The sequence below is a fragment of the Proteiniphilum sp. X52 genome (assembly GCF_003712195.1).
Taxonomy (GTDB): domain Bacteria; phylum Bacteroidota; class Bacteroidia; order Bacteroidales; family Dysgonomonadaceae; genus Proteiniphilum.
In genome coordinates this window covers 78,431-94,393 of record NZ_RDSD01000017.1, presented here as the reverse complement: position 1 = coordinate 94,393, position 15,963 = coordinate 78,431, and the positions used below count along the sequence as shown (strand labels likewise).

The following is a 15,963-nucleotide window of genomic DNA, read 5'->3' as shown; positions in this document are numbered from 1 at the left end:
CTCCGCGTATTTAACTAGGTCTCGCCTCTCATGATTTCAATTCCAGTGTGGTGCAATTATTAGTCGCCCCTGTCTTATATCTCGATCTCTGACGCAGATATTTCAATTCCAGTGTGGTGCAATTATTAGTCCAATAGACCGTTTCAAATGTTTCTTTGCCGACATTTCAATTCCAGTGTGGTGCAATTATTAGCGCCTAATTCATCTGCAAGGTCACGGTTAAACGAAGATTTCAATTCCAGTGTGGTGCAATTATTAGGACTACATCACCGATATTACAATTTCCCATCCGCATTTCAATTCCAGTGTGGTGCAATTATTAGAAAACAATACATTTGAGGACAAAATTCTCATGCAAATTTCAATTCCAGTGTGGTGCAATTATTAGACAACGCCACAGTCGTGTTAAGGGCGGTGTACAAATTTCAATTCCAGTGTGGTGCAATTATTAGTGTGTGGATTTGTACCGTAACCCAATAGTGGAGCTCAATTTCAATTCCAGTGTGGTGCAATTATTAGAGACGAGAGAAGTGCACGTGTGGGATATACTCACAAATTTCAATTCCAGTGTGGTGCAATTATTAGTACTTCTTTATAGAGGTGTCCAACCCCTTGATCGTATTTCAATTCCAGTGTGGTGCAATTATTAGAAGCGCGTGCGATTGTGCGACCGAATAAAACAACATTTCAATTCCAGTGTGGTGCAATTATTAGAACTTGAATTACATCTTTTGCTGAAACGAAGATATATTTCAATTCCAGTGTGGTGCAATTATTAGCGTGCGGAAGCACATCCGAAATATGAAGGTATACGATCATTTCAATTCCAGTGTGGTGCAATTATTAGCGGGATCAATCCCGACCGTGGGCGCAAACCAGTACCTGATTTCAATTCCAGTGTGGTGCAATTATTAGTTCGTGCCGACTGATTGAACAACGCTCAATCTTGATTTCAATTCCAGTGTGGTGCAATTATTAGAATCCAGATAAATTCTATTTCAATGAGATAGGATATTTCAATTCCAGTGTGGTGCAATTATTAGGGACGTTCAGGCGGACTACGAGGGCAAGATATCCGATTTCAATTCCAGTGTGGTGCAATTATTAGTTGTTGTTGCCGTCGTATTTCATGGCTTCCGCCGATTTCAATTCCAGTGTGGTGCAATTATTAGAAATGCTCTGTGAACTTTGTCAGATATTTCGATGTGATTTCAATTCCAGTGTGGTGCAATTATTAGCAGGAATATTTTTCGCATGATTGTTGCCTGATATATTTCAATTCCAGTGTGGTGCAATTATTAGTTGCGGCCACGGTCGGGATTGATCCCGTCCAGGCTCCCGATTTCAATTCCAGTGTGGTGCAATTATTAGACAACTATATTCCACTTGTTCACTAAGTAGTATTTCATTTCAATTCCAGTGTGGTGCAATTATTAGTTCACTATGTCGTGCCAGAGCAGCCCGTTGGGTGATTTCAATTCCAGTGTGGTGCAATTATTAGAAGTCGTCTCCAAACATCAACACCTTGTCAATTGCGGATTTCAATTCCAGTGTGGTGCAATTATTAGTTGCGGGCAGCGGATTGTTGTTGGCGTCGAATTTCAATTTCAATTCCAGTGTGGTGCAATTATTAGAAAACTTCACGCCCACGCCTATTTCGTGCGCTGTATATTTCAATTCCAGTGTGGTGCAATTATTAGCCGCAAATTACCCGGCGGATTATGACATATTCGCACATTTCAATTCCAGTGTGGTGCAATTATTAGACGCGAAAACGAGTTGAGAAAAACGAGTTGGAATTTATTTCAATTCCAGTGTGGTGCAATTATTAGAGTCTAGGGGTGAAAAATGAATGCACATTCTATTCGATTTCAATTCCAGTGTGGTGCAATTATTAGGAATTGCGGGGCGAGGAGGAGGCGCTGAAAGAGCATTTCAATTCCAGTGTGGTGCAATTATTAGCCGCTATAAACGGTGAAAAATATGGCTGAATATCAGGCATTCAACCATAACAAAATACAAAAAAATGACAAGAAAAGTTGTCGATGTCCATTGATATAAAAAATCCGGACTATCGACAACTTGTTTTATTTATTGATTTTCAACATGTCAAAGAACTTCTTATTCCAACAGTTATCGTTTTACCCAGAAAAAGCGATGTTACCGACAATCGTTTAAAGAAAATTATCAATACTACTACGTTCTTTTCCAACTATTTGCTTATCCAGCCATTTTTCGGTCCGTCCCGAAAAAACAATCAAACTGTCTTCTTCCAGATTCATTATTTTCCCAGCTTTCAAAGTTAATTCTTTTAGTTTAACTTCGGAAATTTCACCCTCGAAAACTGAATTTTGTATCCAATTTAAATATCTGCGACAAAGTTTCAACATTTTGCCGACTCGTTTTTCGCCACAGTCGTAAACCAAAATTACATACATCACCAATACATTTTAAACGGTTTATAGCTTTCCATTCCGAGCAAATGCTTCGCAAGTTTATAACATTCGAGTTTTATCAGATGCTTGTAGCTCACATTGCGGTTAAGCGAACGGTGCTTGATGGTTTCGTCAAAACGTTCGTCCATACTCTTCACAAAAATTTTCTTTCCGGAGGGATTCAACAGGCAACTGTTCAGGCGTTTGTCGAAATGGCGTTCTTGTATCTCTTTCTTATTGAGCAGCTTGAAAATAACCCGATCGACAATAATCGGCTTGAAAATTTCGGCAACGTCCAACGCCAAGGAGTATCGACGTTCGCCGGGGGTATGCAGATAGCTGACCGTGGGATTAAGTTGCGTTTGATGAATGGCTCGTAAACATTGTGAATAACACATCATATTGCCGAACGAAACAAGAGCGTTTACTTCATTACGGGGTGGCTGTTTGCTGCGGTTTCCCATCTCGAAATCGTTGAGAATAAGGTTAAATGCGTCGTAATATACCTGCCGGATATTCCCTTCAATACCCATAAGCTCTTCGGGCGCGGAAGCCTGTTCAATACCTTCGGCATGGTTTTTTATCTGTTCCAGGAAAGGCTCCATATCTTTTCCCCGCCGATTGTAGTATTGCAGGTTTTTTTGCATGTTGTATGCTGCCCCGTGAATAAATTGTCGGGCAATTTCCATACGGCGTTTTTTATCTTGGAAAGCTTTGGTCTGCGCCAGAATCATCCGCCCCGAAAGTAACGAGTCCCGCGGCATAAACGATCCGGTATAATTCTCGTAATAATCGAAGAAGTGCAAGGCAATATCATTTTGTCCGAGAAAATTGTACAGCGCACTGTTGGCATCGAGCGAACCGAACACATAGAACTGATCGACGGTTTCAACAGGGATATAACGGGCTTGCCCCTCTCGCTCTATGCCGTTTCCATCTTCTTCTATGGGCACAAATTTCAGGGTGTTGTCTTTGCGCGACAAGCGACCGGGATTGAAAAGGTAGTAGGTCTTTTTCATACAAAAATCATTGATTAGCGGTCGGAAATTTCTTCCCGCGAATAACAAAAATCAAAATAGCTGCAACTTTTGCAAATTTTTGCACCCAAAATGGGCGGACAGGTGTCGCTATCGAGAAGCGATTTGATTACCGATACCGCTTTTTTGAGCTGCCCCCTATCGTCTTCCGAAAGAAACACTTCATCGGTTTTTCGCAATTTGGGATATTCCAACAAGCCCGTAGCTCCTTCAACGCCATTGAGTTCCAAGAGCCAAAGGTAGAATTTTACCTGCCGGATGTGCGCTTCCTCCACCTTGTCGCTGCGCTTAATCTCGTGAATAACGTTATTTCGGGCGTCGAAATAGTCGATTTTCCCGATTAAGGTAATGCCTTCGTATTCGGCGGAGATAAGCATCTCCTCATTACGCTGGGCACGTTGAGGATACGAGCTCTCGTGCAACAATTTGCCGTCGTACACCGTGTCGGAGGTGTGCTCCATACTGATTCCGTTGGAAAAAAGCCAAAGTTTTCGCCGACAGAGCTGATAATAGTTGATATGGGTTGCCGTGAGGTTCATATTTTAAGACGTTGACTTCAGTTTGTTTTTCTTCGAAATACTGCAAAAAATGCATCTCCACGGGTGATAATTGATACTACGAACGCTCTTTTAGTTTATCATATTCGGCATCTGCCTTTTCTTTTGCCACCTCTTTGTGTTTTTTCCCGGAATGCGCCGGCAACTCCTTTCCCGGAAGCTTCAAAAAATCGTCCAATTTCTTGATCCGGTCGATCATGTAGATGGTTTTATGCGTTGTGGCTTGCAATTCTACAAGATAAAGATAGAGGCCGACATCTTTTGAGAAATAATTTTTGACAGATTGAGTGCTCCGGTCATATTATTAAGGAGGATGAAATTCAAGATTTATCTCCGTATTTATTCACGAATGTTGCATCTTCCCCATAATACTCGTAGAACACCTCGGCGATTTCATCGGCAAACCCGTATCCGCAGGGCGACGCGTACATGACGCAGTCGTTGCATCGCTTCTTGAACTTGTCGAGCAATCCGTGCTTGTGAATAAACTCCACAGCCCGCTTGAAATTGTTATGGGCAGCATTGTAGAAAGGTTCATCCATATCGCCGAATTCGTATGTGAACCAGCAAGCCGCCTCGGGCAGCGTAAGCATGACATCCGCCAACGTTTCAGGCGAGGGCTTGAACGAAGCGAATTCCGAAATGGCTTTTTTCGCAACGGAGAATTTCAAACCGGCTTTCATCGGATTCTTTACGCCGAATTCTTTCTCGATGATGGCTTTGTATTTCTTTGCTTTCTCTTTATCATCCGGCTTCAAGTAAAAGTCGAAATACTCCTGCACGGCTTTGCTGTTGCCGTACGCTTCCAATATCACCTCTATGATTTGTTCCTGAGTAAGGGATTGGAGGTGTTTTTTGAGGGAGGATTTGGACATGGTGATAAAAATTTAAATTGAAGTTTATAAAGACTTACAGAAAGATATTTTCTTCTGTAAACATTGCTCCCATTTCATTACCGTAAAAATTTTCTCGTATTACATAAATACTCTTTTCTTCATCTTTTATTCTAATGTTAATAACGTCAATTTTATGCTGCATCATTCCACTATTAATAATATAAATAGGCAGTTCTACAGAATAATAAATTTTCCAATTTTGAAATTCCAGATAATTTGAAAAGAATCTCGAATCAGGTTTTTGAACAAATACTGTGTCTTGAGGCATTATGTCTCGACTTCTCCAAAAATTCACAGAATCAGCATCTTCATCACTTTTTTGTTGTGGATTAATAAGCCAATTCATCATAAAATAACTTTTCAGATTATTTGCATTTTCTATGGATTTCGAGGAATAATTAACCTTCTGTTCATATATCACGTTAAGCAAATCCACTAATTCCTCTGCGCTATAAGATTTTCTCTTCAATAATTGAATCGTCTTTGATAAAGGTTCGCATGATGACCATGATTTCGTATGTAAATCAAAGGAACCGTAAGGCGCAGGATATAAGCCATCATCTTTTTGGGGTATAAGCACATAAAGCTCTCCAATTTTTGTTTTATCAAAACGGCACATTCTTCCGGCTCGTTGGGTCAGCCTATCAATCGGACAAACCTCAGTAATCATCATATCAGCACTAATATTAATACTCATTTCACCAATTTGTGTCATAATTACGATGCCATGAGCATTATTATTTTCCCATGCACTACGTCCGAGCATTGCGATAATCTCTTTTTCTTTTTTCTCTTTATCCGGCTCGGTAAACCGACTATGGTAAAGACAAACCTCAATCTTTTCTAAAGAGTTATTATTATATTCTTGAAACCATTTATAATAAGAAACCGCTTTATCCACCGTATTGGCATAAATAATCCCACTTCCTCTTTTCGCCATCAAAATCAATATATCGGCAATATCATCAGGCTTTTCATATTCACAAATATCTTTTATTTTAAAACGTTTTCGAGTATTATCTGATACATCCTCTAGGATTTCGTTTACAGAATATCCAATATTTTGATATTCAACCAGAACTGATTCCGGTAGAGAAGCACTCATCAGCAATACTGGGACATTCCAACTTTTTAGAATTTCAAAGAGTACCAAAATATTGGCTTGTGTAAATTCATCGTAGAAATCGGCCTCATCAATGACTAGGCAAGAATTTGCCAAGTTAAATGTTATCAAATGGTGATCTTCTCTTGTCAATGTTAGAGCCATCAACAAATGGTCAATAGTACAAATGGTTACCGGAGTCTCAAGCAAACGTGCAAATTCATGTATTTTTTTTGCTTTTTGTCTTTCTATTTCACCATTTTCAATTTTATTTTGAAATTTATTAAACCAAGCGCTTGAATGGTATAACCCTGTATCTGAAAGATTCTCAGCAACACTGATGGATAGTGCATTGGATGTAAACCTTGTGGGCATGGCAATAATGAGCCTGTCGGCACGTTTGTTTGCAATTTGTAATGAAGCCCACAATAACGAAGCATCTGTTTTGCCGGCACCGGTGGGTGCCCTTACCAAAAGAAGATCTTCTTTCCAATGTTTTTCCACTAATTCTTGAACACCTCTTTTTGAAGGAAATGGAAATTGATAATTAAAACGAGTATGATCCGGCACTACATCTTCGTCCTCCTTTGCACTTGCTCTATGATCTGCCAATTGCAATAAGCCCCTTACGCCTGCAAATTCATACTGAACCTTTGCTAGTTGTGCTAAATTCAAAGTTTCATTTTTACGATTCGATTCTCTTTGAAAGTCTTTCCAAAAACATTCAACCTTTTCTTCGATCCATCGTTGTTCAAAACTAAAACCTAATTTTCCATGATGAGCTGCGATAGCAGCCTGAAGGACAATAGACATGTTCTTGGTTTTATTCAAGAGCAAAGATTGCCACTCATGTCGGACACCGGCAAGTCTAATGTTTTTACCGGCTTTATCAATATTATGTTGAGCATAATCTTTAAAAGTCCCATTGTGCTTTATTTGCCACTCAAAAAAATCCTCAAAATCCTTTTGACAAGCATATTGCCATTTTTCATTCATTTTGCCGTCATCATGGTATTGGCAAACAAGACTTAGCCTTCTCGATAAACTCTTTCCGACTCGTTGCTTATATTTTTCAACAACAAATGGTCTTTGTTCCACCAATAGCATACCCTCGGACACTACATTAAATCTATGCTGATCTAATGTAACACCCGAAGGTTTTGCTAATATTGGAAACTTAAATTTAGGCATTGGCAAATACTTCTTGGAAAGTCTTTACTTCTGCGTTATTTGAAGGATCAAAAAGCGTATTATCATTATTTTCCAAAAAGGCTAACGCTTCTTCGTATGCACGATAAACACTATTTTCAGATTTATCATCACCTATAAAATAGGTTGCCCCTCTTGCGTCTAGTTCTTCTAAGATATTATTCCGTTCTTGTTCATTTGCTGTGAAATATCTACTTGCCTTACGACTTAATATAGTATCAAACACAATAAGGACTTGTTGAGGTTCGCCACTTACAGCATTGCGCGCTTGGTTGGCATAATCATTCATCGATTTAGTGGCTTCCAAGTACAAGCGAACGCGGCGTTTACGTTCTTCTTCATTGGCATGTTTATAGTATTGCGTACCTAAATTAAAACTTCCTTCATATTTAAATGCCTTTGAAATACTCAAAGCACTGATATCAAGAAAAAAATTCATGTGCATTAAATCATATTCACTAAATTCTTTTGTAGCCAGTGCTTGATCTTGAGATGATTCAGTTATATCCGTTTTTAAACGTACCAATAAATCACGCCCAATTTCACTCTCTTTCATAGCAACGGCAGGCGTTACAGAAAGAGGAGCTGTTCTTCGCCCTGAATAATCTCCTTTTGATGGATGCATAAATCCGCCCATATCAGCGCGTAAATCTATTTCAATTTTATTACTGACTCCATCTCCATTTGACACAAATGTATCTCCGTGATTTGGATCACTAATATTAATACGGTCTATCGCAGAAAACAATACGTGACGTTGCATTTGTCCGGAAATATATACACGCCCATCCGGCCTTCTTTTGATGGAAGAGGCATTGCCTAATAATTTTTCACCACCATTTGCGATGTGATTTTCAAATGGTGCAAGTGTTGTTACTAAAATTCCTTTAATTTCCATGTCAATGTATTTTTAATGTTGTTATTCTTCACTTAAATCTTCCGAATCATCTTCCCCGTATTCAGCTGTTATGTTTGACGGCTGTTCTTCTTTCTGTTTCTTATTTCTCAATCTTGAAAACGCAATGAGTAAATTTTTTGCACAATCAAGAGGTAGTTCTCCGCTCATCGTTTTTTCCATAAATAATGATGCCGACTCTGGAGCATCCATACCCGACAAACGCCCCGCACGAGTTATCACCTGTGCAACTAAACCATCTCCAGTTTTTGCTGCAAAAGCAGAACTCTCCATTTCCACAAGAACTTTTGCCTTTACTTTTCGGAGTTCCCCCCAATAATTATTTGCACCATCTTTAATTTCAGATTTAGCTGCAAAATAAGCAACTAAGTTTAGCCATCTACCCAATTGTCGGGCAGAAGCAACAATTTTAGGATCTATTTTTTCCATTTTGATAAAATATAAGTTTAGTAATAATTGTACCGGTTCAGGATATTCTGCACGAAACGATAGAAAATCTTTAAATGCAGGTTGTGTGAATAATTGCAAAAAACGACTTGTAAACAAATCAAACTTTTGATATTCGGTATTAATGCTTGTGCGTGTATCTTGATTATATAATTTTGAATAGTAGAGACTGTCAACAACTGTTTTCAATTTGGCTTCTTTTGCCATGTTAACTATATGATGGTTGTAGGTAAAAGTTGTAGCACCGCCATATTTTATCATATACATGGTTGCACTCTTAAGACCTTCCAATACGCTTAATGCCCTATCAGATACCTCTGATTGTTTGGCAAACTCACCAATAGCTCCCAATAATGAAATGTTTCCTAAAGCACTGCTTTTCGGTGGATTTGGGAAATTGCCATTATAAATCAAAGGTCGTTTGGGCGAAATATCTTTAATTTCACCCTGTTTGTCAACTTGAATCACTACGTTGCCAACTAATAATTCACCTTCCAATTTTTGAATCCGTATTTGCTTAAAAACACGAATGAAATCCATCATTTTATCAATCGGCAAATCGGGAATAATACAAACATTAAACATCTCCGGTTGACCCTTTTTCCCAATTCTATATTGAAGACAAGGTTTCAATGGCGTGAGTGTTGATACGATTCCAAAACCTTGTTCTTTAATAGATGCTTTAGGCTTACCTCTGCCAATATTCCCTTTATCGGAAAACGAAAGAAATTCACCAGAAATTGGGACTTCGGACATCCCTATATCTGTATATTTTGACAAATCACCACAATTACTATTATCAATTTCTGATAGATATTTATTTGCTGCACCCCAAAGATTCTTGGCTTGTTTATCGCTTGAAATCGTATTAGGAGAAAGGAAAACACCCTTCTTTGTATCTCCTTTTTCTATTTTATCAAAAACATATTGCACTTTTGTTTTACCCTCAATAGACTCGGATGGATGCACACGAAATGAGTTTAACCCCTTTTCTATTTCAGCCTTAATATGATCTAAAGTTATTTCATTGATAGAGGACAATTCATTTTCAACCATTAATAATGCCTGCGCATATCTAATATAAGGATGTTTATTCATTTTTCGATAGTTTTAAATTTACCCAACCCTCATTATTACCCAAGTATCCGATATTATTTATCTCTAATTTTTCCATCAACATCGTAAACAATTTTTCGTCCATAATCATTTGGACAACATACCAACCTTGTAAATAAATATATTCTCGAACAGTAGGTGTTGTATAATAGATAGGAAAAAAATCAATCTTCTCTTTAAAGAATTCTTTTAATGCTTTATCATCTACTTTCTCTTGATTTTTTTCATCTCGTTTTAACTTCCATTTTTGAGGAATATATCTATAGTCTATATTGTCAGTTCCTTTTGGATGTACAACTTCATCAGAACGACGATAACACCTACTCCATAAATCATCAAAAAAATACACTTCTGAAAAATTTATTATTGGTTCATCAATAACATCAAAGTATTCCATCAAAAGAGGAATATATGTTGAACCTTTTGTATTACTTGAATAGGTTACTTTTTGTTTTTTCCTTAACTTTCCAATATCATTTTGTATTGCCCTTCTATCTTTCCACGCAATATGCCACCCGAGAAGATTTTCTATTAGTCCACATATCATTATTTTGCTTGGAACATTAAGGGTTTTATAAAAAGAACCGGGCATACCAGATACCATAGATAATGGAGCTAAAGGTTCTATTAACAATTCCACTTTAATCGTTTTGCTCGGGATTTTCCTCAAAATCTCTATATCAATTTTTAATGTGTCCATGTCCATTTATTTTCATTCTACAAATTAAACTCTTCATTTCGCCAGCTTCTATGGGCTCAAAAATCATTTTATTTTTCCCTCCCTTTCAGCTTCCACACCTCCCTCAGAATCTCGTTGGTGGCCTCCAAGTCAAAGGCGTGCAAGTCCCATTTTTCGCCCCGTTTCATGTCGAGCCATTGACGGTATTGTTTGTGCTCGGGATGTTTGGGATTATTCACGGCTTCAACCATGTCATAAAACCCCCATATTCCGCCGCAATCCTCAACCAGATCAGAACCTTTACCGCCTGTGCAAATGGGATAAATGACAGCTTCATGGCCGATTTCGACGAGTTCGACAATGTGTTCCCAATTGTCGCCAAAGTCGTAAATGTAAGTTATCTTATCTTTGGGTGCGGCAAAGTAATCGCTCAATTTAATTTCTTCGGCATCGTATCGCCTACCGTGCGGAAAGGTGTCGGCGGGCGATAACGGCGCTTCCATGAAGGAATCACCCTGATAATGGTAACTGATTTCGGGCCTGCCTGTCCAACCCTTGGGGGAGAAACGGTACATGTGGGCATTTTCCCACCCGAACAGAATCTGGATGACCACGTGAAAATCGTCGAACGAAAGGGTTTCGTTCACCAATACTTTCCGCCAGATGGGCGGTTTCTGACTGCCGTGAATTTTGATTTTAAATAAGAATGCCATAATTTTTTCAGTTATTTATTCCAGTAATTTAATCATGCCGAACCCCATGCTGTTTTTTCCACCGATTCCCGCTTCATACGCGATTTTTATCAACTCGGCCGGCGCGGTCAACGATAAACGGCAGAGATAACCACGCACCTTACTTTCCTGCGGGGTGCCGGCTTTGATGGTTATCAAGGAGGGTTTGGGGGCGGTAAGCGCATTCAAGGCAAACGGGTAATCCCTTGCCGGAAATTCCTCTCCGCGCAATGCCTGGTATTTATCGAGCAAATTCAGGCGAACCAGCCTTTCGGCTTCGGGATGCGAGGGGGGAATATATTGCTGGCGGCCCTCATCGCCTTTCAATGTAATGCAGACGGGCGAAAGAGTCTCAAAACGCATGCACCCGGTAAAGTCCGGCGGCGGCAACACCTCTATGCCCCGCACCCGGCATCGGATATTAGCCTGTCTGTTTCCCAATTCAAACTCCTGTTCGAGAAAAAGTCCCTGAACAAATTCCCGCGTGCTTTTTTCCGGCAGAAAAGAGATAAGCCACTCAATCGTATCGGATTGTATGGATATAAAAGCTCCGTCGATTCGATACGACGGTATTTGAAGGCGGGAAAAGGTGAAAAGTTTAAACCGCTTCCCGTTCACCGCAAAACCATTTTCGTGAAGCCAGGAAGAAAACTCGGCATCGGATTTGGAAAGAATTTTATAAATCAAAGCCGAACATTCATACATGTAATTGAAAGAAAGCCGGTTGCCTAGAGCTTGTTTATCAATGGACAAGGTGAGTTTAAAGCGCATTTTACAATTGTTTCCGTATTATTTTAAGTTCAAGGGCAAACTTACACAAAAAATCATTATTTCACGCGGTGTTCCATAAAAAATTTTGAACCTCGCTCAAAATCCATATGAATTCCTAACCGGAATGAATCGGGCTCTAAATCCACTTTTGCAATATGGCGAGGTTTTTCTAAACCCAAGGCCAAGGTAAATGAACGGATAGAATCCACAGCCCAAAGTTAATACTTTTTATATTACCATATGAAATCATATGGAACCAGCAATAAGCAGACAATCAATGGGTTAAATGTTATTGAAAATATAATGATGAATTTTTGCTATTTTTTGAGATGAAAATGGCATTAATTCTGTAAAAAAAAGAAGACTTTTGCCAAATAAATATAATAATCAAAAGACCTGGTTTTGCAGTTTTTCATTATCTACATTAGACTGAGGTTATAAGTTATTCACATTTTGTAAGTCGTATGTTTGCAACTAAATCCTCCAACTGACGAATGTTTTATGCCCCATAATAGTCCTCGTTCAATAAAGTTAGATATTTGCCCGCCATGGCATAGCTCAAGCAAGCTTGGTTCTGCTCATTTGGCTTAACGCAAATATTCACTAAAAGAGTAGAACCCGCTTCGCTCAGACAACTACTCTTTTTACGTTCAACTCGCACTATGGGTCCCCACAAAATATCTGAATATCTCCGATTTAGTTGCATACATTCCAAATTTACAGGCGAAAATTGAGTAAGTTATTATGTAGAAAAGACCAGACCGTTAAGTAAGTGAAATCTAATTTTTAATTTAAAAAACGCAAAAGTTGTCAATTGTTTCTTGTTTGATGTGAAAGATGAAGTGCAAGATTAAGTGCACTTAAATTGTTGTGTGTTTATTTTTATTTTATAATCTAAACAAAATGAAGGATGAGAAGAAAAGTTTCGTTTAATTTAATGAAAAGTATACTATCCATATTTTTGGGGATAGTATGTTTTAGTGTGTCTGCTCAGAATATTAATGTGAGCGGTACGGTGATTGACACCTATGGTGAACCTCTTGTGGGAGTGACGGTGCAGTTGCAGGGGAAAGCTATTGGTACGGTTACCGATATAGATGGTAATTTTATATTGTCCAATATTGCACCGGATGCTGTGTTGGAAGTTTCTTATGTGGGTATGCGAACTCAGGTTGTGAATGTTAACGGAAGACATACGTTGAGTGTTACTCTTGAAGAAGATTCGGAAGTTTTGAGTGAAGTGGTTGTGACCGGATTTGGATTGGCGCAGAGAAAGGAGTCATTGACATCTGCAATTGCTGTAATTGGTGCCGAAGATATCAGCAGGTCTAAAGCTTCCACTTCATCGGGTGCCCTGGTCGGTAAGATTGCCGGTATCAATTCACGCCAGACGGATGGTCGCCCCGGCTCTACTACCAATATCCAAATACGAAATATGGGAAGGCCATTGTTTGTGATAGATGGTATACAGTCAGACGAAGGTCAGTTCAACAATATTGACTTCAATGATATCGAATCAATATCAGTGTTGAAAGATGCTTCCGCATCTATATACGGTGTGCGTGCTGCCAACGGGGTAGTTGTGGTAAATACCAAGAAAGGGTCACGTAATACCAAGAATACAGTGACTTTGAATGCTTATTACGGAATGCAGAGCCTGTATGATTTTCCAAGACCGGCAGATGCTGTTACCTATATTAAAAATTATATACAGTCTGAAACTGTCCAGGGACGAACTGATTACAGGTATACCAAAGAAGACTATCAGAAGTGGCAGCAGGGTACCGAGAAAGGATATGTACCTTTTGACTGGTATGATTACATTTGGGAAACATCACCGCAGACCTACATTAACGCGAATGTATCCGGTGGATCAGATAAAATAAACTATTACCTCAGTGTGGGGAATCTGAACCAGGATGCCATTATCGTAAATTATGGAGGATTCAACCGTACCAACGTGCAAATGAATGTGAATGCCAACATCACGGATCGTTTGAAAATTGGTGGGGGAATGAACGGCCGTATCGAGAGGCGTGTAAATCCCGGCGTACCCGGTGGAGATGATTATTGGTTGCCACGCTTTGGTACGTTCCGTAACCTGCCTACCAGAAGGCCGTTTGCAAACGATAATCCACTTTATCCGACCATGACTTCCACAGAAGCAGGAACTAATTTTGCCTGGTTAAATTACGATTTATCCGGAAAATATGAGGAAGCCTGGAGGGTTGTACAGTTGACTTTCGATGCTGAATATGAGATTATGGATGGTTTAAAGGCTCGTGCTTTGGCAAGTTATTACCTGGCAAATCAAAAGTTGGATAACCAGGAATATACTTATAAGTTGTATGATTACGACGAAAAAACAGATACCTATCCGGTGATGTTTGAAAATACCAATCCCTGGAGAGAAAGGCGGCAAGGTTATAATGAAGAGGTGACCTCTAATATTCAGTTGTCTTACAATAAGAGATTCGCCGATCACAATATCGCCGCAGTGCTTGGTTTGGAAGCCATTAAACGTGATGAACCCTCAACATGGGTACACTCAATTCCTACGTCTAACGCCCTGCATCTGATCGATTACGAGACCATGGATACTTATGATGACAGAGGCAATAATACACAGGCTCGGTTAGGTTACATGGGACGTATCAACTATGATTTTGCCAATAAATACCTGGTAGAATTATCCGGACGTTATGACGGCTCATGGAAATTTCCACCAAACCACCGCTGGGGATTCTTCCCTTCAGGTTCTTTTGGATGGAGAATTTCTGAAGAAAATTTCTGGCGTGACAGCAAGGTATCCGGGATATTCAGTGATCTGAAACTGAGGGCGTCTTATGGATTGGTTGGAGATGACAATGTGAGCGGTTATAATCCATTTGACTATATGAGCGGATATAATTACAAACAATACCGAAATAATAATGGAGATTGGGTCGGTACTGCCTCCTCCGTGATTGACGGAGTATATACGATAGGTACGCAACCCCGTGGCCTTCCCGTTACAACACTCTCATGGATTAAGGCTCGAATCCTGGACGTGGGATTGGATGCCAGCTTCCTGGGCGGAAAACTCTCTGGTTCTTTCGACTTCTTCCGTCGTATGCGTACAGGATTACCTGCCTCAAGGTATGACATTTTATTGCCATCGGAAGTAGGATTCAGTCTGCCAAGTGAAAATTTGAATTCGGATATGCACATGGGATATGATTTTGCTACTAACTGGAGCGATAAAATAAATGAATTGACTTATTCCATTGGAGCCAATGTGACCTATTCCCGTTTTTATGATTGGGAACAATATAAACCCCGTTTCAGTAACTCATGGAATGTATACCGGAATTCCATTAACCATCGTTTTGGATACCTTAACTGGGGATTGGAAGCTGACGGACAGTTCCAGAGCTGGGAAGAGATTGCATCGTGGCCGATCGATAACGACCGACAGGGTAACAGGACACTCCGTCCGGGTGATATAAAATACAAGGATGTGAATGGCGATGGTGTTATTAACGGGATGGATGAGCGTCCGATAGGTTATCGCCAGGATTCTACACCTGTTTTAAACTTCGGATTGAATTTTTCATTCTTATGGAGAGGATTTGATCTTGCATTTGACTTGACAGGTGGTGGCATGTCTACCTGGTATCAGGAGTGGGAACAGAGAAATCCATTCCACGATGGAGGAAACAATCCCCAGTATTATATGGAAGATACATGGCGCCTTACCGATATTTGGGATGCCAATAGTGAACTGATCCCGGGTAAATATCCCATGTTGTTAATCGGTAATAGCAGCCATAGTAATTACTGGAACAGTACTTTCTGGAAGAAAAACGTGAGATATATCAAAGTAAGGAATCTTGAGTTTGGCTATACGGTTCCCAAATCCATTGTAAATAAAGCTTCCATATCCGATCTGCGTTTGTATCTTGCGGGACAGAACCTGTTTGGATTGACCAACTTAATTAATGTTGACCCGGAAATCCAGGATACAAATGGTTTGGCATATCCGACTATGCGGATTATTAACGTTGGTTTAACTCTCAAATTCTGAA

At 39.6% G+C, this 15,963-nt stretch carries 11 protein-coding genes, 1 pseudogene and 1 CRISPR repeat array; of the genes and pseudogenes, 1 reads left to right on the top strand and 11 read right to left on the bottom strand.

From position 1 onward, the window contains the following. Positions 1-33: 33 nt before the first annotated feature. A CRISPR array of direct repeats spans positions 34-1,962; the repeat unit is 30 nt; unit sequence ATTTCAATTCCAGTGTGGTGCAATTATTAG. A 212-nt stretch (positions 1,963-2,174) separates the two neighbouring features. The 11 genes and pseudogenes from cas2 to cas6 form a co-directional block, all read right to left on the bottom strand. After that, complete coding sequence (gene cas2, locus D7D25_RS13100; protein WP_122969397.1) at positions 2,175-2,438, bottom strand: CRISPR-associated endonuclease Cas2; 264 nt, start codon at positions 2,436-2,438, stop codon at positions 2,175-2,177. Beyond that, the gene (gene cas1b / locus D7D25_RS13095) at positions 2,438-3,454 is read right to left on the bottom strand and encodes a type I-B CRISPR-associated endonuclease Cas1b (protein WP_122969396.1); all 1,017 of its coding nucleotides are present in this window, start codon (positions 3,452-3,454) and stop codon (positions 2,438-2,440) included. The genes cas2 and cas1b overlap by 1 nt, the downstream gene beginning before the upstream one ends. A 14-nt stretch (positions 3,455-3,468) precedes the next feature. Beyond that, the gene (gene cas4, locus D7D25_RS13090) at positions 3,469-4,011 is read right to left on the bottom strand and encodes a CRISPR-associated protein Cas4 (RefSeq protein WP_122969395.1); all 543 of its coding nucleotides are present in this window, start codon (positions 4,009-4,011) and stop codon (positions 3,469-3,471) included. A 76-nt stretch (positions 4,012-4,087) separates the two neighbouring features. Continuing rightward, positions 4,088-4,282, bottom strand: a pseudogene (gene rhuM / locus D7D25_RS13085) (RhuM family protein); the annotation flags it as partial. Positions 4,283-4,349: 67 nt separating this feature from the next. Then, positions 4,350-4,904 (bottom strand): DUF6155 family protein, encoded by a 555-nt coding sequence (locus D7D25_RS13080; RefSeq protein ID WP_122969393.1) that lies wholly within the window; start codon positions 4,902-4,904, stop codon positions 4,350-4,352. A gap of 34 nt (positions 4,905-4,938) precedes the next feature. Further along, positions 4,939-7,218, bottom strand: a complete 2,280-nt coding sequence (gene cas3 / locus D7D25_RS13075; RefSeq protein ID WP_158602620.1) for a CRISPR-associated helicase Cas3' — start codon at positions 7,216-7,218, stop codon at positions 4,939-4,941. After that, complete coding sequence (gene cas7p / locus D7D25_RS13070; RefSeq protein WP_122969392.1) at positions 7,211-8,134, bottom strand: type I-PGING CRISPR-associated protein Cas7/Csp1; 924 nt, start codon at positions 8,132-8,134, stop codon at positions 7,211-7,213. Before cas7p ends, cas3 begins: the two co-directional genes overlap by 8 nt. A 21-nt stretch (positions 8,135-8,155) precedes the next feature. Next, positions 8,156-9,697, bottom strand: coding sequence for a type I-PGING CRISPR-associated protein Cas8c/Csp2 (gene cas8c, locus D7D25_RS13065; protein ID WP_122969391.1), 1,542 nt, complete (start codon positions 9,695-9,697; stop codon positions 8,156-8,158). Further along, positions 9,690-10,415, bottom strand: coding sequence for a type I-PGING CRISPR-associated protein Cas5p (cas5p, locus tag D7D25_RS13060; RefSeq protein ID WP_158602619.1), 726 nt, complete (start codon positions 10,413-10,415; stop codon positions 9,690-9,692). Before cas5p ends, cas8c begins: the two co-directional genes overlap by 8 nt. 68 nt (positions 10,416-10,483) lie before the next feature. Further along, entirely contained in the window at positions 10,484-11,107 is a 624-nt protein-coding gene (locus tag D7D25_RS13055; protein WP_122969389.1) for a plasmid pRiA4b ORF-3 family protein, read from the bottom strand. Positions 11,108-11,122: 15 nt separating this feature from the next. Next, positions 11,123-11,896, bottom strand: a complete 774-nt coding sequence (gene cas6, locus D7D25_RS13050; RefSeq protein ID WP_122969388.1) for a CRISPR-associated endoribonuclease Cas6 — start codon at positions 11,894-11,896, stop codon at positions 11,123-11,125. A gap of 937 nt (positions 11,897-12,833) precedes the next feature. Here cas6 and D7D25_RS13045 point away from each other — a divergent pair. Further along, positions 12,834-15,962, top strand: coding sequence for a SusC/RagA family TonB-linked outer membrane protein (locus D7D25_RS13045; protein WP_019539923.1), 3,129 nt, complete (start codon positions 12,834-12,836; stop codon positions 15,960-15,962). The last annotated feature ends 1 nt before the right edge of the window (position 15,963 follow it).